Source organism: Paenibacillus ferrarius, from assembly GCF_002027705.1.
Taxonomy (GTDB): Bacteria; Bacillota; Bacilli; order Paenibacillales; family NBRC-103111; genus Paenibacillus_E; species Paenibacillus_E ferrarius.
In genome coordinates this window covers 1-22,888 of sequence record NZ_MBTG01000008.1, presented here as the reverse complement: position 1 = coordinate 22,888, position 22,888 = coordinate 1, and the positions used below count along the sequence as shown (strand labels likewise).

General features: G+C 46.5%; 22 protein-coding genes. 14 read left to right on the top strand and 8 right to left on the bottom strand.

Annotated elements, in window-relative coordinates; genetic code table 11:
• Positions 1 to 18: 18 nt before the first annotated feature.
• The 6 genes from BC351_RS09675 to BC351_RS09650 all read left to right on the top strand — a co-directional run bounded on the left by BC351_RS09675 (position 19) and on the right by BC351_RS09650 (position 7,161).
• Complete coding sequence (locus tag BC351_RS09675; RefSeq protein ID WP_079411221.1) at positions 19 to 1,890, top strand: RICIN domain-containing protein; 1,872 nt, start codon at positions 19 to 21, stop codon at positions 1,888 to 1,890.
• A 131-nt stretch (positions 1,891 to 2,021) separates the two neighbouring features.
• Entirely contained in the window at positions 2,022 to 3,788 is a 1,767-nt protein-coding gene (locus BC351_RS09670; RefSeq protein WP_079411219.1) for a methyl-accepting chemotaxis protein, read from the top strand.
• A gap of 191 nt (positions 3,789 to 3,979) precedes the next feature.
• The gene (locus tag BC351_RS09665) at positions 3,980 to 4,927 is read left to right on the top strand and encodes a LysR family transcriptional regulator (RefSeq protein ID WP_079411217.1); all 948 of its coding nucleotides are present in this window, start codon (positions 3,980 to 3,982) and stop codon (positions 4,925 to 4,927) included.
• A 136-nt stretch (positions 4,928 to 5,063) separates the two neighbouring features.
• Positions 5,064 to 5,879, top strand: coding sequence for an amino acid ABC transporter substrate-binding protein (locus BC351_RS09660; RefSeq protein WP_079411215.1), 816 nt, complete (start codon positions 5,064 to 5,066; stop codon positions 5,877 to 5,879).
• Between the two features lie 36 nt (positions 5,880 to 5,915).
• Positions 5,916 to 6,599: an amino acid ABC transporter permease gene (locus BC351_RS09655; protein ID WP_079411213.1), complete on the top strand. Its 684-nt coding sequence runs from the start codon at positions 5,916 to 5,918 to the stop codon at positions 6,597 to 6,599.
• A gap of 31 nt (positions 6,600 to 6,630) precedes the next feature.
• On the top strand, positions 6,631 to 7,161 hold the full coding sequence (locus BC351_RS09650) for an OsmC family protein (RefSeq protein ID WP_079411211.1): 531 nt from the start codon (positions 6,631 to 6,633) through the stop codon (positions 7,159 to 7,161).
• Positions 7,162 to 7,264: 103 nt separating this feature from the next.
• Here BC351_RS09650 and BC351_RS09645 read toward each other — a convergent pair whose 3' ends face one another.
• From BC351_RS09645 to BC351_RS09630, 4 genes are read right to left on the bottom strand one after another with little or no spacing between them, the layout of a single operon-like run.
• Positions 7,265 to 7,870, bottom strand: a complete 606-nt coding sequence (locus BC351_RS09645; protein WP_079411209.1) for a DsbA family oxidoreductase — start codon at positions 7,868 to 7,870, stop codon at positions 7,265 to 7,267.
• 31 nt (positions 7,871 to 7,901) lie between these two features.
• A complete protein-coding gene (locus BC351_RS09640; RefSeq protein WP_079411207.1) occupies positions 7,902 to 8,432 on the bottom strand; it encodes a DsbA family oxidoreductase in 531 nt (176 codons plus the stop codon).
• The gene (locus BC351_RS09635; RefSeq protein WP_079411204.1) at positions 8,404 to 9,792 is read right to left on the bottom strand and encodes a purine/pyrimidine permease; all 1,389 of its coding nucleotides are present in this window, start codon (positions 9,790 to 9,792) and stop codon (positions 8,404 to 8,406) included. Before BC351_RS09635 ends, BC351_RS09640 begins: the two co-directional genes overlap by 29 nt.
• Positions 9,789 to 10,313: an NADPH-dependent FMN reductase gene (locus BC351_RS09630; protein WP_079411202.1), complete on the bottom strand. Its 525-nt coding sequence runs from the start codon at positions 10,311 to 10,313 to the stop codon at positions 9,789 to 9,791. The genes BC351_RS09635 and BC351_RS09630 overlap by 4 nt, the downstream gene beginning before the upstream one ends.
• 236 nt (positions 10,314 to 10,549) lie before the next feature.
• On the opposite strand from BC351_RS09630, the gene BC351_RS09625 reads away from it, so the two are divergent.
• The 8 genes from BC351_RS09625 (at position 10,550) to BC351_RS41470 (ending at position 18,503) form a co-directional block, all read left to right on the top strand.
• Entirely contained in the window at positions 10,550 to 11,083 is a 534-nt protein-coding gene (locus BC351_RS09625; RefSeq protein WP_158082035.1) for a cupin domain-containing protein, read from the top strand.
• A gap of 212 nt (positions 11,084 to 11,295) precedes the next feature.
• Positions 11,296 to 13,104, top strand: coding sequence for an asparagine synthase (glutamine-hydrolyzing) (gene asnB, locus BC351_RS09620; RefSeq protein ID WP_079411197.1), 1,809 nt, complete (start codon positions 11,296 to 11,298; stop codon positions 13,102 to 13,104).
• 5 nt (positions 13,105 to 13,109) lie between these two features.
• On the top strand, positions 13,110 to 14,153 hold the full coding sequence (locus BC351_RS09615; RefSeq protein ID WP_158082034.1) for a PrpF domain-containing protein: 1,044 nt from the start codon (positions 13,110 to 13,112) through the stop codon (positions 14,151 to 14,153).
• Positions 14,123 to 15,238 (top strand): acyl-CoA dehydrogenase family protein, encoded by a 1,116-nt coding sequence (locus BC351_RS09610; RefSeq protein WP_079411191.1) that lies wholly within the window; start codon positions 14,123 to 14,125, stop codon positions 15,236 to 15,238. The genes BC351_RS09615 and BC351_RS09610 overlap by 31 nt, the downstream gene beginning before the upstream one ends.
• Positions 15,235 to 16,641 (top strand): dihydroorotase, encoded by a 1,407-nt coding sequence (locus tag BC351_RS09605; protein ID WP_079411189.1) that lies wholly within the window; start codon positions 15,235 to 15,237, stop codon positions 16,639 to 16,641. Before BC351_RS09610 ends, BC351_RS09605 begins: the two co-directional genes overlap by 4 nt.
• A gap of 90 nt (positions 16,642 to 16,731) precedes the next feature.
• Positions 16,732 to 17,553: a cupin domain-containing protein gene (locus BC351_RS09600; protein WP_158082033.1), complete on the top strand. Its 822-nt coding sequence runs from the start codon at positions 16,732 to 16,734 to the stop codon at positions 17,551 to 17,553.
• Positions 17,554 to 18,019: 466 nt separating this feature from the next.
• Positions 18,020 to 18,211 (top strand): hypothetical protein, encoded by a 192-nt coding sequence (locus tag BC351_RS41475; RefSeq protein ID WP_144028331.1) that lies wholly within the window; start codon positions 18,020 to 18,022, stop codon positions 18,209 to 18,211.
• 7 nt (positions 18,212 to 18,218) lie between these two features.
• Positions 18,219 to 18,503, top strand: coding sequence for a hypothetical protein (locus BC351_RS41470; protein WP_144028330.1), 285 nt, complete (start codon positions 18,219 to 18,221; stop codon positions 18,501 to 18,503).
• 113 nt (positions 18,504 to 18,616) lie between these two features.
• Here the strand turns inward: BC351_RS41470 and BC351_RS09595 are convergent, their stop codons facing one another.
• The 4 genes from BC351_RS09595 to tnpC all read right to left on the bottom strand — a co-directional run.
• Positions 18,617 to 19,063 (bottom strand): hypothetical protein, encoded by a 447-nt coding sequence (locus BC351_RS09595; RefSeq protein WP_079411184.1) that lies wholly within the window; start codon positions 19,061 to 19,063, stop codon positions 18,617 to 18,619.
• A gap of 80 nt (positions 19,064 to 19,143) precedes the next feature.
• Positions 19,144 to 20,154 carry a hypothetical protein gene (locus BC351_RS09590; protein WP_079411182.1) on the bottom strand — a complete coding sequence of 337 codons (1,011 nt, stop codon included), beginning with the start codon at positions 20,152 to 20,154 and terminating at the stop codon, positions 19,144 to 19,146.
• Positions 20,155 to 21,114: 960 nt separating this feature from the next.
• Positions 21,115 to 21,291, bottom strand: coding sequence for a hypothetical protein (locus tag BC351_RS42145; RefSeq protein WP_158082032.1), 177 nt, complete (start codon positions 21,289 to 21,291; stop codon positions 21,115 to 21,117).
• A 352-nt stretch (positions 21,292 to 21,643) separates the two neighbouring features.
• On the bottom strand, positions 21,644 to 22,888 hold a 1,245-nt coding region (gene tnpC, locus BC351_RS09575), incomplete at its 5' end, for an IS66 family transposase (protein ID WP_079411177.1).

Sequence of the window (22,888 nt, the reverse complement as noted above, 5' to 3'; positions counted from 1 at the left end):
GAAGGAGGTAATGAAATCATGAAATTCCATAGAAAAGCGAAAGCTGTCGTGACATCCATGATGCTCATCTTCTGTTTATGTGTGACGGTTTGCGTACCCATGGCAAGCGCAGGAACGTATACGGCAGCCGTCAACCCAAATTCTTCGTATCAGACTTGGGAAGGTTGGGGCACCTCACTTGCTTGGTTTGCCAATCGAATCGGCGGTGCGCCGGATGCGGTAAGAAACAATTACGCCGATCAGTTCTTTAGCTCAAGCGGACTGAATATGAACATTGTTCGCTACAATATCGGAGGCGGAGAAAACCCCGCTTATCCGAACAATATGGAGCTCCGCGCCCGAGTTCCCGGTTTCCAGCCGACACAGGGAACCTATGATTGGACGCAGGATGCGAACCAGCGCTGGTTTCTTCAGGCAGCCAAATCCAGAATTGCCTCCAGCGAGTTCCTGGCTGAGGCGTTCTCCAATTCACCGCCTTGGTGGATGACGCAAAGCGGGAGCGTGACAGGCAATTACGGCGCAGCGAACAATTTGAGAACAGATATGTACGATGCATTTGCCGATTATTTGGTGACGGTGAATAAGCATTTCAAAGACTACTGGGGTGTTACGTTCCGAACGTTAACAGCACTCAATGAACCAATGGCAACTTGGTGGACCTATGGCAATCGCCAAGAGGGAAGTCATTTTGACCGACCGAATCAGGAGCAAATTATTCAAAAGGTAGCAGCAGCCCTCACCCTGCAGGGTTCGCCTACGACAGTCAGTGCTTCGGATGAAACGAGTATCGATGTTGGCCGAGATACGATTAATAGCTTCTCAGCAGCTACGAAATCCGTCGTTTCCCAGTACAATGTGCACACATACGGCGGGAATGATCGGGTTGGGTTTAATCAAGCGGCTGCCGGCAAGAAAATTTGGATGTCGGAACATGGCGATGGAGATGCCTCCGGCATGCAGATGGCCAGATCCATTGTATATGACCTAAGATACATGAAGAATTCCGCCTGGGTGTATTGGCAGGCCGTTGACGGTGGCGGCTGGGGAATGCTCGATGTCAATGATCTGAATGATCCCAACTCCAATTTCACGGCCGTCCAGAATAAAAAATATTGGGCGATGGCGCAATGGAGCAAGTATATCCGACCGGGATATACCATCATTGATATTCAGGATGGAAATTCCATCGCGGCCTATGATCAGGTTTCCAAAAAAATCGTTATCGTCACCATCAACGACAGCAGTTCCGCCAATACGGTGACGTATGATTTATCGGCGTTCAGTTCGATTACAGGCTCTGTAACGGGGACGCGAACGGTAACGAGCACAAGCGAGAATCTCGCTCCTATTGCCGGACTAAGCTTGAACAATAAAACCTTCCAGCACACGCTTCCAGCAGGAGGCATTGCAACCTTCGTAATTTCGGGCGCGCAGTACACACCAAGCACAGCACCAGCGATTGATACATCCGCTTACTACAAAATTATGGATCGCAACAGCGGGAAATTATTGGATGTGAGCGGCGCGTCTACAGCTAATGGGGGAGCTGTCATTCAATACACCGATAATGGAGGGACGAATCAGCAGTGGCAGTTCGTGGATGCAGGGGCTGGCTACTATAAGCTGAAAAATCGCAACAGCGGAAAAATATTGGACGTGACCAATGCCTCTCAGAATGATGGCATCGCAATCATCCAATATACCGACAACGGCGGAGCCAATCAACAATGGAGGCTGCTGGATGCCGGGGGCGGATATGTCAAATTCCAGAATCGAAACAGCAGCAAGCTGATGGATGTGAGTGCCGCATCTACAGCGAACGGAGCGGCTATCGTGCAGAATACGGATAACAGCGCCACGAGCCAGCAATGGCAGTTGGTTAAGCAATAAGATAAGGACTGTCCGAGAGCAGAGAGGTCTGCTGGAGGACAGTCCTTTTTGAAATAAGTTCCTTAGAAAAGCAGGTATTTCCTGATTTCTGTCGAAACCAATCGAATACAGTTGAATAAAGGAGAATTTTGATGTTACTTGGCATTACATGGCTTAGAGAACGCTTGGTTGTTCGCATTGTTGCGGCCGTTATGGTCGTTGTTTTGGCATTATCGGCGGGCTACATCCTGATGGAATTTCGAAATGCCAAGCATGCTGGAGTGGAGACGATATCTAGTTATGGCATTCGATTAGCCGAAAGTTACAGCAAAGGGCTCGATATCCCTAAATTAGAGCAATTTCTTAAGGATCCGAAGGAAAACGATCTCTATTGGAACACAAGGCAGCAGTTAGATACCTATCGTACGCAGATTGGTGCTCTTTATGTGTATTTAGTGCGAATTGATGAAAAACAACAACCCCTGATTATGATAGATGGACAACCCAAAGACTCAGATTCAGCCTCACCTATCAATGAGGTTACCGACATATCAGCAGATGCTGTTCAAAAGTTGTTAAAGGGTGAATCCACGAGTTCGGATCTCATTGAGAACCCGAAATATGGCAAGTACATATCCACTTACACGCCAGTGAGAAATGCTGAGGGCAAAGTGATAGCCGTGCTTGGCATTGATACCGAGGCGGGGGTGACGGAGCGGATTTCCAAAAGCTTGATCAAAAGCAATATGCTTTTATATGCTCTCATGTTCGTCCTTACTTTACTGGGACTTGCCCTTGTGATGCTTTTTGTTTCTCGGGCTCTTCGTCCTCTGCAGTGGATCGGCGAGAGTGCGGACAGTATTGCCAAGGGGGATATCGTATTGGCACGGCAGCAATTAGAAGCGAATCCGGTCCACTCCATTGACGAAGTCGGCACGGTGTATAAAGCGATGCTGAAGATGTCTAATGAAATTAACGATATGCTCAAAAACATTGTATCCAATGTGTCTACGACCTCTGAGCAGTTCGTTCTTACGACACAACACTTCAATAAGCAGGCTCATCATTTGCTGGATATGAATACCAAAGTGAATGCGTCGATTGAAGTGGTGGCTGAAGGCGCGAATACGGTGCAGATCAGCACGAATGACAGCGCCCGATCCATGGAGGAAATGGCTACAGCGATTCAGCGCATATCTGAAGCTTCCTTCACCGTATCGGATGCTTCTACGACCGCGTTGAAAAGCGCGGAGTCCGGTCAAGCCATCGTTCATAATATGAATGGACAATTCTTGACGATCACTTCTGCGACAGAAGAAGCGCTGCATCGGGCGGCACTGCTGCGCGGACACTCTCAGGAAATCGGCGTCGCTTTGTCTTCTATTTCGGAAATTGCCGAACAAACGAAACTGCTTGCCTTGAATGCATCCATTGAAGCAGCCAGAGCAGGCGAGCATGGCGCCGGATTCGCGGTCGTAGCAGGGGAAGTGCGCAAGCTTGCTGACCATGCCGCAGGTTCTGCCAATCTGATTGCTTCCTTGCTGCAAAATATTCACAATGAGGTTCAGCGCATGGGAGATGCGATGGCCAACGGAATGAAGGAAGTGCAGACGGGGGCGACCTTATCCAAAAAAGCGGAAGCTTTCTTCACGCACATTGTGGAACAGTTCCGTTTCGTCACGGAACAGATTCAAGATATTTCCTCCGTAACGGAGCAAATGACAGCGGGCGCTGAGGAAGTAACGGCTTCTGTCATTGATATTGCCCATATTGCCAAGACGTCCTCAGACGGCACATCAAATATCCACAAACTGACGCATGATCAGCTTGTCATCGCCAAAGAAATTGCTGATTCTGCGGATGCGCTGAGTGGGCTTACCGATGAAATGAGAAAGTCTATTGAGCAAATCAACGTATAAGAAAACGACTTGAAGCTGCAGGTTGAAAAGTTTTCTTGACTACCTGATGAAATTCCCCTAGAATAAGGAACAATCTTATTGAATTTCCAATTTGATCCATACGGGTTGAACAGCCATCTGTAGACACGACGCATCCGCATCGTGTCTATTTTTTTTCAATAAGCCACTAGCCGAAGAAAGAAGGGATCATCTTGGATTTATTGCAGTTGAAATATTTTCAAACCGTAGCCAGACGTGAGCATATTACGCAAGCGGCCAAAGAACTTAACATTGCTCAGCCGTCTTTAAGCCAGACCATTGCTCGCTTGGAAGAAGATCTTGGCGTAACCTTATTTTATAGGCATGGGAGGAACATTCGGTTGAATGAATCGGGGAAAGTATTCCTGGAACATGTCGATCGGGTCTTTATGGAGCTGGAGAAAGGGAAGGAAGAAGCCCGCAAACTGGCGGGAAAACATCATGAAGTGCTCTCCATTGCGGCAATCCATCTCCCCTTCTTGCCGCAAGCGATTGCGAGCTTCGTGGCCAAGCAGCCTGGCGTACATTTTCGCTTTCATCAAGGCTGCTATCTTTCTATGAAAAAATTGCTTGAGGCACGTGAAATCGACTTGTGCATTTCGGCTCCGCAAATTGATATTCCTTCGGTCTCCAGCGCGGTTTTGCTGACAGAAGAAATCAGACTGCTCGTTCCCAAGGGCCATAGATTAGCGGGACGGGGCCAAGTTAGACTGGCGGAAGTGGCAAACGAGCCGTTCATTAGTTTGAAAGAAGGTTTCGGCTTGCGAGAAGCTACGGACGAATTTTGCCAAAAAGCCGGGTTCTCGCCTAACATTATTTTCGAGGTCGAAGAACCACGGCTGATGCAGACTCTAGTCCGCTCAGGAGTCGGCATCTCGTTCATTCCGGAATTATTTGGACTGCATGAAACGGATTCGGAGACCGAAAGCTTGACCATTTCAGATCCGGCATGCACGCGCACATTAAGTCTTTCTTGGCTGAATCGTACGGAGCAATCCCCAGCATTTGAACGTTTCCGGCTATTTCTTATTCAATATTTCAACGATTTGCAGCAGCAGAGACTGGAGAAGCTGAAGTCACACAATTTGCCCCAAGTGATTCATAGGTTTAGAACGATATAAATGAGTAGGATTTTCATATTGGATATTAATCGGCTGCCCATCTATAATTTTTTTTGTACCTAATTCCTATAAAACTCATAAGAATAGTGAGAATATAGGCGGGGCAATACAGAAATGAGAAGGAGATGTCCAGCAGATGATTAGTTCTAAGGGGTTTCAGTTTGGAAAGAGAGCAGGGTTCTTGCTCACGGTAGGCCTACTGGCGGTAAGCTTATCGGGGTGTGGCGAGAAATCCGTCGGAGCGGCAGGACCAAGCAAAGTGCTGACAATCGGTTCGACAGGCGGATTCTATCCGTATGTGTTCCAAAATAGCGAGACGAATAAATTAGAAGGCTACGAAGTTGATGTATGGACGGAGATCGGCAAGAAAATCAAGTATGAGATTAAGTGGCAAACGTCAGAGTTCAGCGGCCTGTTTGGACTTCTGGATACTGGGAAAATTAATACGATTGCTAATTCAATCTCTGTAACGGATGAGCGGAAGAAGAAATATTTATTTGATGAGCCATATGCCTATTCCGGTGCGCAATTAGTCGTCAAGAAAGGGAATGATGGCATACAATCCTTGGAAAATTTGAAAGGCAAGAAAGTAGCCATTCAATCCGGCACGAACTTTATTAATTTTGTGAAAGATTTTGATAAAAAAGGCGAAATCACCGTAGTAAATTATGAAACAGCAGAAGCGGGCTTCAATGATGTGGCTCTTAGCCGCGTAGATGCAACGTTCTCCACCAAAGCATCGGCGTTAGCGACAATTAAGAAGACAGGACTCCCGTTGCAACTGGCTGGTCAGCAGTTCAATGTTCTTCCGGCAGCTAATCCTTTTCTAACGAATGAGGACAATAAGAAATTAATCGAGCAGGTCAATAAAGCTTTTCAAGAACTGCGCAAAGATGGCACATTAAGCAATTTGTCCAAAAAGTGGTTTACGGAAGATTTGACGAATCCATAAGGGCAGCATCCCTGAAGAAGAAGGGAGGTGAGCCGGATGCAGTTCGATTTGACGTATATGCTCTCGGCAATCCCAAGGCTGCTTCAGTACATGTATTTGACGATTAGTATTGCCGTTATTTCCATGTTTTTCGGGCTTGTTTTGGGACTCATTCTTGAGCATGTGATCCGTAAAAATATCAAAGGATTGGCGGCAGCGGCCAAGGTGTATATCTCCTTTTTTCGCGCTACGCCGCTGCTTGTTCAATTGTTTATTCTTTACTATGGTATCCCGCAAATTATCCCCTTGTTTAGTGCGATGAATGCATTCACGGCTACCATCATTGGTATCAGTTTAAATAGCGCCGCTTATTTGGCTGAAATTATTCGGGCTGCTGTCCGCTCCGTTGACCATGGCCAATGGGAAGCCGGTCTCTCCATCGGAATGTCCAGATGGCAGAGCATGAAGCGCATTATATTGCCGCAGGCATTTCGCATTGCGCTTCCATCCTTGGGCAATACCTTTGTGACGATACTGAAAGAAACTTCTCTCGGCTTTACGCTTGGATTAACGGAAATGCTGGCCAAAGCCAAGCTGCTGGCGGCAGATACCTACAAATTTCTGGAATGTTTTTTGGCTGCGGCTATTTTATATTGGTTGACGGCAATCATCTTCGGCTACATACAACTGCGGCTTGAGCGTAAAGTCAATCAGCCTTACGGCAGGGAAGTCGGTTTATAAATCAAATAGATTCCTGAAGGAGGAACAGCGGATGAGCGGGTTGGTTGAATATCTGGCACAGAAAAAGAAAGCAATACTTGCACGCAAAAGTAGATTGGAGCAAGAGGAGCGGATTGCTTCTCAGCAATTGAAGGCGAAGGTACAGGTCGCAGGCAGAAGCGGAATACGAGAAATCCGGATTCGTGATTATCAAATCATCAGCGACAGCGGGGAGGACTTTGCCGGTTTCAATCTCGGACCAGGTTCTCCAGAGCTGCAGCTGGGTGTGCTTGGCAGTTGTTTATCGCATATTACCCTCATCCAAGCCGCAGAACGCGGCGTGGAGCTTCATGCGATAGAAGTGGAGGTAACGGGTGAGATGCACCCATTCGCAGGGCGGCCGGGGTACGAGCATATCCCTGTTTATTTACATAACATTGGCTATACGCTGCAGCTTACGTCACCTGCGGCAAACGAAGACATCGCAGCACTTCACCAAGCGGTGGAGTTAGCTTGTCCAATTCTTAATTTGCTGCAGCATCCGCAGGTTGTGAATAGTCGCGTCATTCACAATAAGGAATAAGCAAGTCGCGATAGTCGTGCTGAACGCTAAAAAGAGGTTGTCCCCCAAAGGTAAATGAACCTTGGCGGCAGCCTCTTTTCATCACAAGGACCAGCCAAGAAGTTTAACGCGCTGTGCGGGCCAGCTCCCGATCTATTGCGTCCAGAAATTGATGCTTGAAAGCCATTCCGCGGATGACGGTTTCGCCAATTACGAACGTGGGTGCTGATGTTATATTGGCTTCATAGTTGGCGTGATGAAGGGCCTTGCCATGCTTTTCTTTGTAAGTCCGCAGTTCCAGAGCTTGTCGATAGGCTGCAGGATCAAGCCCAAGCTCAGCGGCCAGTTCCGTTAATACATCAATGTTGCCGATGTCCTTGCTTTCCAAGAAAAAGGCTTTATAAATCCGTGAATTGTAAGCTTTGCCTTGACCGTGCTCAATCGCGAATTGGTAGCCCTCAAAGGCTAAATGCGTGTAGGGCTGAGGCGAGAAAGGCGGCTTCACGATGGGGATCCCGAGCTCTGCGGCAATCGGATAAACACGTTCCCGCCAGTCCTTCGTTATATATTCACCTTCGGGACGCAAGGTTGGTGTTGGATAGGGACGCAGCTCGAAGGGCAAGTAGGCCACTTCAACCCCTCTTTCTGCTGCTGCGGCTTCAAGCTCGCCCTCGGCAAGAATGCAGTAGGGACATACGTAATCGGAATAAACGTTAATGGTTAATGACATTGGTTTTTTCCTCTTCTTGAATCTGATTTGTTTAGGAACAGCCGTCCGCACTGCAGCTTAATCCGTCAGTCCAGCGTTCAAGCCGCGCCCGCTTGGCTAATTCCGAGTCAATGATCTCAAGAAATTGATCTTTGAAAAGTAGCCACTTGGCGACAGTATCGCCGATGACAAAGGTCGGGGCAGCTGTTATGTTGGTTTCCTTATAAGCGTGTTGAAGCGCTTTGCGGTGATGCTCCTGATAAGTCCGCTGTTCCAAAGCAGAGCGGAAGCCAGCGCCATCAAGGCCCAGCTCCTCGGCCAGTTGCGTCAAAACATCGATATCGCCGATGTCCAAGCTGTCTTGGAAAAAAGCGGTGTACATCCGCGAATTGTAAGCTTTGCCTTTGCCGTGTTCTTTGGCGAATTGAAAGCCTTCAAAGGCCAAATGGGTGTAGGGCTGGGAAGAGAAGGGCATATAGTCAATGATGACATCGCGTTCAGCAGCCGCTTGCTCTAATTGCGCTTCTGCCAAGAGGCAGAAAGGACAAACATAATCAGAGTACACTTTGATCGTTAATGCCATGTTGAGGGTTCCTTTCACGGGATATTTTGCGCCGCTCGCTGCGCTCTTTCAGGAATAGGACGAGCCTATCTTTCACACGAATGCCCTGCTCCAAAACGATCGACGTGAGGACGCCGACAATAAGTCCATTATTCAAAATAGGCTTAATGACATCAGGCGTATGGGCCAGACTGCCAGCAGGAATAAACATACTGCCTACACCAGCGAAGAGGGAGACACCGATAATGAGCAATTTCTTCTCTTCTTTGAGAATGGTCTCGTACTCTCGAAGCCCTGCGGTAAGCAGATGGGTAAAAGAATAAAAAATAACAGCAAAAGCAACGGGAACGGGTATAGAAGCCAATGCGACTGTGAAGAAAGGAAAAAAGCTTGCGCCAATAATAACTAAGCAGCCTAGGATGAAAGGAAGTCGTTTGGTCATTTGTGTCGAAGCAATGAAGCCCGCAGTGTGCGAATTGGACACACAACCCACGGTGGAGAAAAGACCGGATATCAGTTGGTTAATCCCCATGACAAGACCAGCCCGCCGGTATACATCCTGTGCTGTTCTTCCAGCAGCTTTTTCGACGATGACGATGGCGGCGATCATATTGATGAGCAGCGGAAGGACGATGACAAGGGTCGTGAGAAGGATGCCCGAGTTATAGGTCGGCAGTCCCCAAGCGAACCAGGTTGGCAGTGTAAAGATTTGCATTTGCACAGGGGAAGCCGGTATTAAACCCAGCAATCGAAAAGCAATGTAGCCAAAAATGACCCCAAGCAAGACCGAAAAATGACGGAAAAAGGCAATCTGCAAACGTCCGCAAATAAAGGTGAAGAGGAGTGTCGCGATAGCTGGAATGGCAATTTGCGCATGAATATAGGAGTCTGAGTAGCCGACACCCAGAATGCCTTTCACAATCGAAGAGCTGAATTGGAAGATAAGCAAGAGCAGATAAGTGCCTGTGACGACAGGTGTAAAAAGCTTCTTCACATGTCCGATGATGCGAAAGGCGCTTAACAACAGCATAATGATCCCGCTGATCAGCAGTCCCATCTCCATTTGCCGCAAAAGGGTAAAGGATGCAGGACCTTCCGCAACGCTGCTGGCTAACAAAATAAATACGCCCCACCACACGCCGGCAGGTCCTTCCAAGATGGGCAATTTATGCCCGAATACAACTTGCAATAAGGAAGATATGCCGATGACAGTCAAGGTTCGCTGGAGCAGTCCCACCGTTTCGGGGCCTGATAAATGGAAGGCGGCGGCGACCACAATCGGTGCGACCAAACCGCCGGTTAAGATGAAGAAAGCCCACTGGACGGAAGCGAGTGCAAGGCGAATACCCGCTTTTCCTCGCTTCAGCCGACTTGTGCTCATAGGGCTTCAATCAAGTCATGTACAAGGTAATTGAGCGATTTGACGCCATCTTCATCGGTGAAAATGCCGTTATCATCAATTTGATTCGGATCTGCAGCGAATTGGCCAGGCAGCACATCGGCAGATACCCCGCGCAATACGAGGCGCAAGTTATTTAGCGCATTAATGCCGTTTTTGCCTCCGCCGGAAGCGGCTGCGATCGCCACAGGCTTGTTGTTGAAATGCTCGGCATTTAAGAAATCCAGCGCATTTTTAAGCGCACCGCTAATGCCGCTATGGTATTCAGGTGTCACGATGAAGAAGCCGCCTGCTTCAGCTGCGAGCTGTCGCAGCTGTTGAACGGAAGGCAGCTCACTTTGGGCTGGGTCGCCATTGAAAATAGGCAGCTCATGCAAATGCAGGTCGATTAGCTGCGCATGTCCACGTTGATCTCTAAGCAGTCTGTACACAACATTGGTTACAGCTCTGCTTCTGGAACTTGCTCGGGGGCTGCCGCTGATAAAAAGAACCGTTTTACTCATGTTTGCTCACTCCATTTTTTGTATTTTGTTGAGAGAGGGAGGATGCGTCCCTAGCTATTCTTATCATCCATATAGGTTTCATAAGGATTATAAGGGAAGCCTCCTTTCAACTTCCAATATCAAATTCCATATAGGATTTATAGGGCACGCACTATACGTTGACAAAACCTGCGCTACTATTTAAGATGCCGTTACGAATAAGTATTTTAAAATTAAATGGGGAAAGAGGGCTGTATATGACAAGTATTTATGAAAGAATCACACATCAATCTGTGAAAGGAGAGCAGATTTCTCCTTATTTGCAAAAGGAAGGTATTTATTATGAACGTTGGAGCGCAGATCGCACTCCGGCATTTGTGCAGGAGAAAATAGCTTTTAGCGAGGAAGAGAAGGAAAGGTTATTAGCTGTGTATGAGGATGACGTTATCCGATTTGCCGCACAAAAAGGCTATACGAATTGGGATATTGCTGTGCTATCCGTGGATACGCCGGAAATGCTCCAGAAGTTTGGAAGCCTGCACTATCATAAGGAAGACGAAGTCCGTGTTGTCGTTGGAGGCAAGGGTGTTTTTATTATTAAAAGTCTACAGCGTGAGGGTTACTTTGAGTTGGAAGTGTCCATCGGAGATGTTGTTGTCGTACCGCAGCAGCGCTATCATGCATTCAAGCTAGCGGATGATCGCAAGTTTGCCGTTATTCGTTTGTTCACGGGTGAAGCAGGTTCCGTCACGTACCCAGCGGAGGATTTGTCATTTCATGTCAAAGGATGACACTTCGATAGTCTGAGGATGATATAAACGATATTCGAACTGATATTGGACGTGTTTTTAAAAGGCGTGGTACATTTGCAATAGTAAGTCGAGTAAGTTGATATGAATACTTTGTAAAGATGATATTTTGGTTTTGGAGAGAGGGAGGGAACTAAAAGAGCATAGTTAGTTGCCATCCGATAAGAAAAAGAGAAGGAGAGGAGTCCACCTGTATGTGCCGTATTTTTGGATATCTTGGTTACGATTTTGTAGATGCAAAGCGATTAAAAGCAGTATCTGATCTTCAATTCAAAGGCGGGCCTGATCAACAGTCTGTCTTATCGGAACGCAATTGGGCAATCGGCAACAATCGATTATCCATCGTTGGACTGGATGGAGGCGAGCAGCCGTATATAGGCGGAGAGCATATCCGGATCGTATTTAACGGCGAAATTTATAACCATCATGCCCTTAGAAAAAAGCTGGAGTTGAAGGGCTACAGCTTTGCTGATACGTGCGACGGCTCGATATTGCCGGCCTTATATGCGGAATACGGAACTGAGTTCGTCCGCTATTTGGATGGCATGTTCGCTATCGCCATCATTGATCTGCGGGAGACGGTAACATTAACGCTTGTCACGGACCCATCGGGAATGAAGTCCCTTTATTATTATTGGGATGAGCTGAAACAGTCCCTTTACTTTTCTTCCGAGCTTCCTTCTTTATTGGCTTTCGAACGCATTCCTAAGCAGCTCTGGCTATCCGGTGTTGATTTCTATCTAACAACGAAAGTTGTCTTCGGGGAGCGGACGATGTTTGACGGTGTTTATGCACTGCCTCCTGCCTCACTGCTGCATGCGCGTCTTGGAGATCGCCCCCGGCTGCAGCGCTGGTCTACATATGTAACTTCCGATATCCCTACGACGAATTTTGAAGAAACGGCTGTTCACTTGCGAAAGCAATTGGGGGAAGAGGTCAACTCCTTGCTGCTGGCAGATGTTCCTGTCAGCACTGTGAATAGCGGAGGGCTGGATTCCAGTTTAATTACAGCATTGGCGAGCAGCAGCACGGAAGGCATTCATTCGTTTAATCTTTCTTATGTAGGTGATTGGCCGCTTGACGAGAAGGCTTATGCTCGAGAAGTTGCGCAGTGTTTCGGTACGACGCACCATGAAGTGCTTATGGATCCGAGAAATTTCCAGCAGCTGCTGCCTTCCGTTGTTGCCCATTTGGGGCAGCCGAATGCAGATCCGATTACACTCAGCAGTTATGCACTTTTTGAGGCTATTCATCAAGCTGGTTTTAAAGTAACGATTTCTGGTGACGGCGCGGATGAAATGTTCGGCGGTTATGATCGTTTTGCGGAAGCGGTGCACACATTAGGTGACTGGGTTAAGCCTTACATTGGTTCGCTGGGAGTCGCCGACGCGCAGCAGCGCTGGGAGCTGTATAGCGATGATTACCGCAGTTTTGTACAAGAAAATGGGTCCATTGAAGACCATATTGAACACAGTCTCAGACAATCGAATCGTGGCCGATTGGATACGATCTTATCGTTTGAACGCGAATACCGGCTTCCTTCGTATCATCTGCGCCGGGTTGACCATCTAAGCATGGCTCATTCTGTGGAGGTCAGGGTTCCCTATTGCCAACCACGCATTCTCGATTTGGCGAATCGGCTGCCGGATAGCTGGAGAGTAGAAGGTGGACGGGTGAAAAAGCTGCTCTATCGGACTTCGGAAAGCCTTCTGCCAGCTTCTATTTTAACGCGCAAAAAACAACCCTTCACACTGCCGATTGATGCAATGATGCGCAAAGGACTGCCATTGTTCGCTGCGATCGAGCAAGCCTTAGACCGAGAAACAATCCGCAGGCAAAACGTATTTGATCCAACAGCCATAGATAAGCTTCTCCAGCGGCAAGCGTCAGCGCCGAATGGCAAAACCGCATTGACCTTATGGTCCTTGGCCATCTTCCAGCTCTGGCTGGACCAATTCCAGGTTTCAATTTCGTCGTCTAAGCAATATCAATTTGAGGGGTGATGCACATGTTGACCTATTTGGCCCATGCAGAAGGCAGCGTATCTTCTTCCATCATTATCGATGGTTCCGAACTTGGTACGAATCCGATAGATGTCATTCCTGTGCTGCATCGGATTCATACGGATTTGGACGACAGTCAGCACCCGCATGGCTTGATTTCGAAGTTCGTCGTCATTCGGCCCTCCACTCATCCGATGTATGATTTGAGCTACTGGTTTTTTCAACTCGTTCCTGGCAATCCGGTTTCTTTTGATTATGAAGGAAGCTGCGGGCACTCGATTCTGGCAGCTATTCAAGTGGCTATGAAGTGGGGCTGGGTAGCTAGTGCGAGCCCTGGACTGCGGGTGCGCGTCTATATCGAAAATGTAGGAGACAGTCTCGTTTGCGAGGTGGATCATGCCGTTCGAGCAGGGATGAATTGCACCGCTCATTTTATCGAAAATCAAGGTACAAGCCTAGGCAGCTTGCTCCCGTCAGGCCAAGTGAGGAATTATTTGCAGACTTCTTTTGGTGACATTGAAGTTTCCATTGTCTCGTCAGGGAATTCCTATGTCTTCGTGCATGCGGAGTCGTTAGGTATTGACTCGGAGGAGGCGCTTTTCGAAGCGGGAGCGGAACTTCTTGCCCGGCTTCAGGAAATTCGACAAGCGGCTGCGTTGAAGCTGGGATGGAAGCCTGATGGGGTTTTTCCCAAAATCGCAGCGGTTGCGAGCTACCAACCAGGCAGCTTATCGTTTAGAGCCATTTCAGTTCCTTCGTGGCATCCAACGATTGCTTTGACGGGGGCAGCCTGTGTGGGAGCCGCAGCTTCTATTAAAGGTTCAGTCGTATATGGAATCGTCCAGGCATCCAAGTCCTCCACATACCGGCTTAATGTGAGAACCAAAGGGGGAAGTACGATTATTTCCACTTCCACGACGGGCCCGGAACTCGATGATTATTTGCTGTACAACAGTATTTCGGATAAAAACGTTCGATTAATCGGATCACTGCCATTAAAGAAAGGGGCGGCGCGCGAATGGGAGCTGCAGTCCAAAGTGTTCGCCTAGAATTAGCTGCGTTGCTTGAACAATTGGAACAATATGCGAGTGCGGCTGATGAGTATGGGGCGCCGCAGAAAGAGGCGCTTGCCGCACTGCGCCGATCGGGATTGTTAGGGAGCCTTGTTCCTAGCGAATATGGCGGCTTAGGCCAAAATGCTTTATTCGCCAGTCGCTTCATAGAAGCGATTGCCGGTGTCGATCCGTCGATTGCTATCATTGCTTTTCAGCATTTATCCGTCGTTTCGCGGATTCTTGAATGGGGCAGCGCCGCACAACGTCAGCAATATTTGCCTAAATTAGCCGATGGCAGATGGCTTGCTGCGTCTGCTTGGTCGGAGACAGGGGCAGGAGCGAATAAGCAAAACCTTTCAACCAAAGCCGTACAATTGGATGACGGGCAATGGTTGATCGAAGGAACCAAGTCATTCACGACAGGTGCGGGCTTAGCGGATTTATATTTGGTGCTCGTGCAAACAGGGACGAATGATGAACAATCCACGTATGGCAATTCTAGCCAGACCTTTTTCCTTATTGAGACAACACAAGGGATTACCGCGGATGCGGATACGAATTTGGCAGGCATGCGCGGATCATCGACCGGATTTATCCATTTGAATAAATGTCTTGTCTCATCCGAGCAGTTTATAGGCTCCCTTGGCGGCGCACCTACAGTAATTAATGGCATTCGCAGCTGCGGGTTGACGCTTGGCGCGGTTTCCCTCGGTATTAGCCAAGCCGCGTATGAGCTGGCTTTGGAGCATGTTCGCAGCAAAGGATTGAAGAACAGTCCGCTGCTGCAGTCTGCTCTTTCTGAGCTGCATTTATCGCTGGAAGCAGTAAGAGCTCTGGTTGATAAAGTTGCGTCCAAGGAAGGCGGCGAGCATTTGGCCAAAATTGCCTATCAATCCAAAATTTTCGCCTCCGAGGCCAGTGAGAAAATATGCCGGGAAGCTCAGCAAATTATCGGTGGATCGAGTTATGTACGTGGACGCAAGTTGGAAAGACTGCTGCGCGATGCGCGCGCCGTTTCGCTGATGGGGCCTGTGAACCGGCTAGCGAAGGAAATTATCGGAAAAGAGCTGGTATCATGAGCGATTTATACGATCTCGTCATTTATAATGGTCGTCTTGTGTACAAGGATGCTGTCAGAGACGGAGGAATTGCCGTTCAGGATGGGAAAATAGCACTTGTTTTCGCAGCCTCGGAGCGCCCTCAAGGCAAGCAGGAATTGGATGCAGGCGGCAAATATGTCCTCCCAGGTCTCATCGACTCTCATGTGCATTTCCGTACCCCCGGGTATGAGCACAAAGAGAACTGGGAATCCGCAAGCAAGGCCGCGGTCGCCGGAGGCATTACGACGGTGCTGGATATGCCCAACACAGATCCCTATACGGACACCATTGAACGAATCCGGCAAAAAGACAAGCTTATCCAAGGCCACTCATTGGTTGACTACGGTTTTCACATCGGCGTTGTGCCTGGCAAATTACATCCTTTGGATGGGCTTCAGCAGGAACATGCGGCAAGCATCAAATTGTTTCTAACCGGCCATCGCACAGCCCGGAATGTGATTGATCTTGATGCGGATCTTGAAACCATCTTCCGGCTCGCAGCGCAGCGTCAAATCCCATTGACGCTGCATGCGGAAGATGATGCTGTCCTTCATCTGTATCGCCGGGTGCACCGAACACCAAACGATCTGGCTTCCTATGAGCTGATAGCCCCGCGAAGCGGCGCGATTGCAGCCGTGTCCCGGGTACTTCGCCTCGTACGCAAGTATGGTACCTCGATCCATGTCCTCCATGTTTCTTCGGAGGAAGAAGTGGATCTTCTGGAAACGGCTGCCCGTGCCGGTTATCCTGTGACCTTCGAGACGACGGCGCACCAATTGTGGTTTGATTTGGAAAGCGCTGCGGCTTTAGGGACTAAAACCAAGCTCAGTCCCGCCATTCGTGGAAAACGGGATCGGGCAAGGCTGTGGGATGCTGTCAGAAGCGGCGCGCTGACTTCCGTTGGGAGCGATCATGCACCGCATTCACTGAAAGAAAAAGCAGCGGACTTCGGCGAAGCTCCGCCAGGGCTGCCGGGCGTGCAAGAGCTGCTGCCCGTGCTGCTGACTGGACTTGGGCGCCATCTTCCTGAGCTGAGTCGGGATGAGCAGCTCAGCAAGGTGGTAAGCCTGCTGGCAGATGGTCCGGCCAATCGCTTCCGTTTGAATCATACGAAGGGAAGTTTACGCCCTGGACTGGATGCAGACATTGTCATTGTGGACGATGAACAAGTCTGGGAGGTTGAGGCTAAGGATTTGCACTCGTTTTGCGGATGGTCGCCTTACGAGGGATTGCCTTTAACGGGTGTTCCGCTGGTCACCATTCGAAGAGGTCAAATCGTGTTTGATCGAGGGAAATTCGGTAAATTCGATGGCCGTTCACTGAGTTATGCGCCAGCCCCGTTCGCAACCTTTGAACAAGTGTCGGGAAGCCCTTTTCACTGAGATCGTTGAACTTGGAACAGGTGAAATTATGAGTGATATACGAGCGTAGTTGATTGAACTTGAGCAATTAAAAATAGAGGAGGAATGGCCATGACAACAGCCGTTAAACCGCTGCAAGCTGGTGCGGTTATCAAAGTTTCGGAGCTAGTCTGGGAGGATCGCGGAACCTATCAGCTCGCCAAACCTGTTACAGAGGATCAAGGTGCCGTACACGTTACAGGTTTAGTAGTTCGGCTGCTGCCCGGCGGTACATGGGCAAGCTGCGAAAAAGGCACGGCGCAAGAAATTGTAGCGATTATTCATAGCGGTTCAGGAAGCGCACGTGTAGGAGCGGAAACCCAAGAAGTGTCAGCAGCTTCTACCCTGTACGCACCTTCGGGCATTGATTATGCCGTATATGCGGACAAGGGAGAGACAGTAACGCTCTATATTTGGCAGAGTCCGCTGCCTGTAGGCGCTGCGAGAGCATCTCATCCCCGTTTGTTTAATCATTTGTATAACGAAGAAACGCAGCTGAAAGCTTACAAAGGGAACGATCCTTCGCAAAATGTCACGAACCCGGCGAATATGAACTTCCTCTTCTGGCCAGGAACGGGCAGTGCGCAGCTATCGCTGCATTGCGGCATTCAAGAGCCCGGGCAAAGCTTCGCTGTGCACCAGCATCCGTCCTCCAGCGAGTTGTTTATCGGCATCGAAGGAACGGGCGAAGTTTATTTGAACGGAGAATGGAAAGCGTTCGAAGCCGGCGATCTCATCTACGTGCCGCAGGGAATCTTCCATGGTACCCGCAATTTGTACACAGGCGAAGGGGCGAAACGTTTTGTAACGTCCGGTGGACCGGTACCTTTTGATGAGAGTTTCTATCGATTTGCGGGATTATCGTCTGAGGTAAGGAATCCGGGTGCTCGGTGATTGAGCTGTAGCCGCCTTTAAGTCCTTATTGAATCGAAAGTTGCAAAGCAAGACGCACAGATTGTTACGTACAGCTGTAAAAAGCTGCGAGTCATGAAACGATGCTGAAACCTCGAAGCACTAGACAAGCTGCTTTCGTGGTCGAAGGTGCTACCGCTCGCTTGCCGAGTATATTTAAACAACAATAGCTATAGTTTATGACAGCCCTCAACATGACAGCATGGTGGGGGCTGTTTGACGCTTACACAATTAGAGTACTACAACGCTCGAACTTATTAGATCAGGAACAATCAATAACTGACAAGCAGGTCATGCGCTAAGCCTGCAATCGCGACTGACTTGGCGTTGAGTCGTAAATGGGCTATTGAAATATGTGAATTTCTGGAACTAATATAGACGTATTGACATATATTGTAAAATAAAAAGGTTATAGTCTTATAATAACAATTAGGAATGAGGACAAAAAATGAATTATAGAAATTTTTCGGTTATTCATCAAACTCCTGTAACTTCAGGAATACCTCAATCAGGTTATGGTTCTAAACCACTACCAGTTAATCAGCCAGGACAATTTCAATCAGGTTTCTATCCACAACCAGTTAATCATCAAACTCCTGTAACACCTATAATTCCTGATATATCACCAATTAAAAAGTAATCCAGAATTGGCTAAATTAGTAGTCCAACATCAACCAAAAACATTTTCAGAATTAACCCAAATTTTAAATAGTGGTGGAATATCTCGTAATGAAGAAGACTTACGTTTCCCTCCTTGTGGATTTTTAAAGAATGCCTTGATAATTGATAATTTTTTTAATGTTTTTATTATGGATATTCGTCTTGATTTGATAGGTACTTACTTTGGATTTTGTTTTGATATCTTTACTTTCTTTTGGTTCAAGTGCACTGTTTCTCAATCAAATATTGCCTTTTTAATTTGTTTGCCTTAAGGGAGCACCAACATTTTGAGCGTTTATACGCTAGCATTAGCGAGTCTAAATCCCACCGTCCGCTCTCATCTGACCTGTTTCTACTGACAATCTTAGTTTCTCGTATTTGAGATTTATTTATTTGTAGAAGAGATCTTACAACCAATAATAAATGTAAGAATGGAAACGGAAATGCTCCCGAGAAGATAATATTCTTTAAAAATAAAGTAAGTGAAAATTTCAGACAAAAATATATAAGAGTTATCAATTTGATCAGTTTGTTCCCAAAAGTAAGAAAATGTTAGCGGAATCACTTTTTCGAAGATAATATTGATCAATATAAGATAGAGACCTAACTTATATATATTTTCATAATCATTTTTCCTGTTATTTAATTTCCATGCTATTAATCCAAATGGAACTATTGATACTAAAAATCCAATATAGAGCCCCGAAGAAACTTTATTATGATCTGGTTGCCCCCAAAACAAAAGATAAGAATAAAAGCCAAATATAAAAACAAAAAAATACAATGATAGATAAACAAGTGAAATCTTCGCCAATAAGTTAATACGCTCCATGAAATCCTCCTGTTTTAAAAAAATGATAGAAAGATAAGGATAGGCATTTGCCTACCCTTATCTTTCCGAAATACAATGAACTATTTTACATTTTCTAATTTCCAAGAGAGACCTTGTGGAACCGAGTCACTTGTTTGAATTTCCACGCTAAATATCTCAGAGTCTTCAAGATACTTAGCGATTTCAGATATTTTATCTTCGATTGTTATTATCTTCCCATCCTTATAACCCCTTCCAATAACTTCTTGGACATTAGTTTTTTCAGTAAATTTTGAGAGCCTTTCTGCTCCAATCGGTTTTTTTAGAGTAATGATATACTTTGCACGAGCATCATTACTATTTTTTTTAAAACTCAAGCTTTTTAGTTTCTCGTGTGCAGCGGTTTTAAAATTTTCTAAATCTTGCTTTGTTTTAATTCCATTATATTGTTCATTTATTTTAGATGTCGATATGGTTTGATTATTTATTTCAGATTGTGAAGTGGTTTGATCTGAAGTAGTAGCGGCTGGGCTAAATAATCCACCGTAATAAGCGCCACCTAGATACTCAGCAGAACCATAACCAGTATTATAATCACCGCCTGGAAATAAAGGTGCAATGCTATAGCTAGCATAAGCAACATTAGCAGGATTAACATTTGTATTTATAACATTCCAGCTAGTATTAACATTATAAAAAGTATTTGCTTGAATACTCCATTGATCTCTGGAAACGACTTCTAGTTCATCATTTTTACTGTCACTATTATCGTCTTCGTAATCGTATTTCGGGTCTGGAAGATCTGTCCAAATGTAATAACCACTATAACCAGCTTTTGATGAATCTCTGACATCAAAGGTTGGATAATAACTAATATAGCGCATCATTTCGTTTTTTTGTGTTTGGCTCCAATAAAAATTTAGGTTTGCTCTAACGATGGGGTAAGTAGAATCTTTAAGCGCAGTAAGATTGCCTGCATATGGCTTCCACCATTTATCTTTTTCATATGGAGAAGTTGTATTATACCAATTCGAACTCGCAGCAGACGCTGAATTAGCCAACAGTGCGCATCCCAGTACTACTGATAGTGCAGTAACTTTTACCTTTTTCATTGTAAATCATCCTTTGCAGTAATTTTTGTCATGACGTAATCCTAAAAAAGCATATTATATAAATCTATTAAGACATCACCGGAAAACTCTATATTACCATTAATTCCACAATATGTATGTAGATCAAGTTTACCATTTATAGGTTTAAACACTATAAAATACTAATTTTAATTGTAGGAAAATAGCGGTTACTGATAACCTTTGTCGAACATATTGATATCAGGATGAAATTTGTTTATGAATTAAGTATATTCCCTTTTTAATAGATTGAGATGGTGCGATTATGTATACACCTATACCAATAAAGAGAAGTAGCCGATATGGCAATAATTATTGGGTTTCTTTCAGTAGGAAACTGAACAGAAATGTCAGGCTTTTTAACCATTTAGAGTATGATCATTGGGTCCTTGTAGAAACAAATCCCTTGATAACTTCCTTTTGTGAACAGCCATTACGAAACCATCAGCAAATGGATGAAGGAATTGTAGAAACGATCTTTGACATGTGGACATTGGATCTTGATGGAATAGAGACCTTTGTTGAAGTTAAGTATGCTCAAGAGCTCGATCCGCGAAATCCAAAATCCAAAATCCATTCGTCAAGGGCAATGTTAAAGAAGGTTAAAGACAAAGACTGACATAAGATCAATGTCATCTACAAGCCAAAGTAGAAGCAGAAGCAGAAGTAGAAGTAGAAGTAGAAGTAGAAGTAGAAGTAGAAGTAGAAGTAGAAGTAGAAGTAGAAGTAGAAGTAGAAGTAGAAGTAGAAGTAGAGGTAGAGGTAGAAGTAGAAGTAGAAGTAGAAGTAGAAGTAGAAGTAGAAGTAGAGGTAGAGGTACAAACACAAGAACAAAAAGGAGTTAGGCAGCTTTGGTTGCCTAACTCCTTCGCTATGATTAATACTTATACCGATACAAGCGCATAAGATGCAAGTATCCGCGAATTTAGCGGCTCCCTTTGTTTAAAAGCCTGCTATTATGCATCCTTTTTCTTGTTGGAGTAGCCAGAAACGAAGAATTCCTGCAATTCTGCATGCTTTTGAAGCGATTTCCGGAATATAGGAAGAAATAGCAGGAAAAGCCTGCATAATCGCAGGCTTTTCCGCTTTTTCATGCGATTCGGTCGAAAAAAACTGCATTTTTGCAGGTTTTCCATCCCATGAGCGGCTCGCCTAGCTCTGGGAAGCCGTGCCCCCCCCCATGCAAGGGTGATTTTCATATTATCGAAGACGTGGTCATGAAACGGAAGCATAGACTTACAAAGTCCCTCCCGAAAGTTGCAGGTTTCAGCGACTTGGGCGACTGTAATTGTTAAAAGCCTGCAATTATGCATCTTTTTTCTTGTTGGAGCAGTCAGAAACGAAGAATTCCTGCAATTCTGCATGCTTTTGAAGCGATTTCCTGATTATAGGAAGAAATAACAGGAAAAGCCTGCATAATCGGTTACTACTCAGGACTCCGAGTAAAAAAGCTGAAATCACCAGCGTAAGCCTATTTCAGTGATGTAAGAATAGGATGATTTTGTTTAATCAACGTGGAGATAAAGCTTCGGATGGTCGCAAAGAAGCCCGGGGTCGTTTCCGAACGAAAACAGCCGGATATTTTCCGCTTAACGGCAATCATGCGAAGATCACGTTCGGCTTGGTTATTATCAAAGGGAATATTGGCATCTCGAAGATACCCCAAGATACTTTCCTTGTGGTCACGGAATCGTGCCCAAAGATTTGCGGCCTTACTCTTACGCGGTTTTCCCCTGCGCCCTGATTGGAGCAGGGGCTCCTTTTCGAGCTCGACCTTTCCCATCTCTAGAATCATCTCATACCGTCGTTCGTAGTTGCCGATGGCTGTTTCGGTAAGTGGCCTACCTAATTTTCTGGTCTTGCGGGTGATGGACCAGCTTGTATGCAGCAGTGTGAGCATAGCGCTGGCCCATCGATGCCCGTCATATTCCTCAATCCCTTTGCACTCCCGAGATAAATGGGCATTGCATAAGGCATGTTTGAAGGTAAAGTCTTTATCCTGTTTAAAATACGGCCCATAAAAGTCGTGGATCACTGTACCCGTATAGGAAGGCAGTACGTTTAGCGACTTCATCCCCGCGGTTCCGCGGCTAGAATGGACACCAAGCAAGGTCCAGTTCTTCGTACTGTTCACATGAACCCAGTGTCCCTCTTTGTCTACATGCACGCCCGTTTCATCGGCATGGATTACGGGACTGGCAAGGAGATTATGACGAATGACCTCTTCGTAGGGAAGTAAGCTTTCAGCCATTTTACGGATACTTGAAAGAAGTGTTGCCTGACTTGGCCGACACCCCGTCAACACATGAAGAAGATCGGTTGTGCGAGCAAGCGGGAGCATTTGGTGCGTATGCAAATAAGCGGCTACAGCAGTGAACCGCTCACCGTATTGGGCACGTGCATGGACGCCTTTAGGGAAGATGCCTTTCTGCAAGGTGTGGCAACATGGGCACTTTTTCTTCTCGGCTCGGTGCTCCGTCACCTCCATGACAGGAACAGGGATGTCAAAAACCTGTCGACGCTCATACCCTAGACATGCGACGTCCTCAAGTGAGACCGCACAGTTCTCACAGACTAAAACCGGATGAATAATGGTTGTAGTGGGATCGTCTATGCAAGAAAGGGTATGCCCTTTATGGCCGACAGGTCCTCCCTTTTTTCCGCCGGACTTCCGGTGATTCTTAGGTTCACGCTTCAGGTCACTAGACGGCGGCCA

Bases quoted from the DNA above. Each gene is read 5' to 3' on its own strand.
- asnB (WP_079411197.1), top strand. From the start codon at position 11,296: ATGTGCCGTATTTTTGGATATCTTGGTTACGATTTTGTAGATGCAAAG.
- BC351_RS41475 (WP_144028331.1), top strand. From the start codon at position 18,020: ATGAATTATAGAAATTTTTCGGTTATTCATCAAACTCCTGTAACTTCA.
- BC351_RS09675 (WP_079411221.1), top strand. From the start codon at position 19: ATGAAATTCCATAGAAAAGCGAAAGCTGTCGTGACATCCATGATGCTC.
- BC351_RS09640 (WP_079411207.1), bottom strand. From the start codon at position 8,432: ATGGCATTAACGATCAAAGTGTACTCTGATTATGTTTGTCCTTTCTGC.
- BC351_RS09590 (WP_079411182.1), bottom strand. From the start codon at position 20,154: ATGAAAAAGGTAAAAGTTACTGCACTATCAGTAGTACTGGGATGCGCA.
- BC351_RS09625 (WP_158082035.1), top strand. From the start codon at position 10,550: ATGACAAGTATTTATGAAAGAATCACACATCAATCTGTGAAAGGAGAG.
- BC351_RS09635 (WP_079411204.1), bottom strand. From the start codon at position 9,792: ATGAGCACAAGTCGGCTGAAGCGAGGAAAAGCGGGTATTCGCCTTGCA.
- BC351_RS09670 (WP_079411219.1), top strand. From the start codon at position 2,022: ATGTTACTTGGCATTACATGGCTTAGAGAACGCTTGGTTGTTCGCATT.
- BC351_RS09600 (WP_158082033.1), top strand. From the start codon at position 16,732: ATGACAACAGCCGTTAAACCGCTGCAAGCTGGTGCGGTTATCAAAGTT.
- BC351_RS42145 (WP_158082032.1), bottom strand. From the start codon at position 21,291: ATGCAGTTTTTTTCGACCGAATCGCATGAAAAAGCGGAAAAGCCTGCG.
- BC351_RS09595 (WP_079411184.1), bottom strand. From the start codon at position 19,063: ATGGAGCGTATTAACTTATTGGCGAAGATTTCACTTGTTTATCTATCA.
- BC351_RS09605 (WP_079411189.1), top strand. From the start codon at position 15,235: ATGAGCGATTTATACGATCTCGTCATTTATAATGGTCGTCTTGTGTAC.
- BC351_RS09630 (WP_079411202.1), bottom strand. From the start codon at position 10,313: ATGAGTAAAACGGTTCTTTTTATCAGCGGCAGCCCCCGAGCAAGTTCC.
- BC351_RS09660 (WP_079411215.1), top strand. From the start codon at position 5,064: ATGATTAGTTCTAAGGGGTTTCAGTTTGGAAAGAGAGCAGGGTTCTTG.
- BC351_RS09645 (WP_079411209.1), bottom strand. From the start codon at position 7,870: ATGTCATTAACCATTAACGTTTATTCCGATTACGTATGTCCCTACTGC.
- BC351_RS09655 (WP_079411213.1), top strand. From the start codon at position 5,916: ATGCAGTTCGATTTGACGTATATGCTCTCGGCAATCCCAAGGCTGCTT.
- BC351_RS09615 (WP_158082034.1), top strand. From the start codon at position 13,110: ATGTTGACCTATTTGGCCCATGCAGAAGGCAGCGTATCTTCTTCCATC.
- BC351_RS09610 (WP_079411191.1), top strand. From the start codon at position 14,123: ATGGGAGCTGCAGTCCAAAGTGTTCGCCTAGAATTAGCTGCGTTGCTT.
- BC351_RS09650 (WP_079411211.1), top strand. From the start codon at position 6,631: ATGAGCGGGTTGGTTGAATATCTGGCACAGAAAAAGAAAGCAATACTT.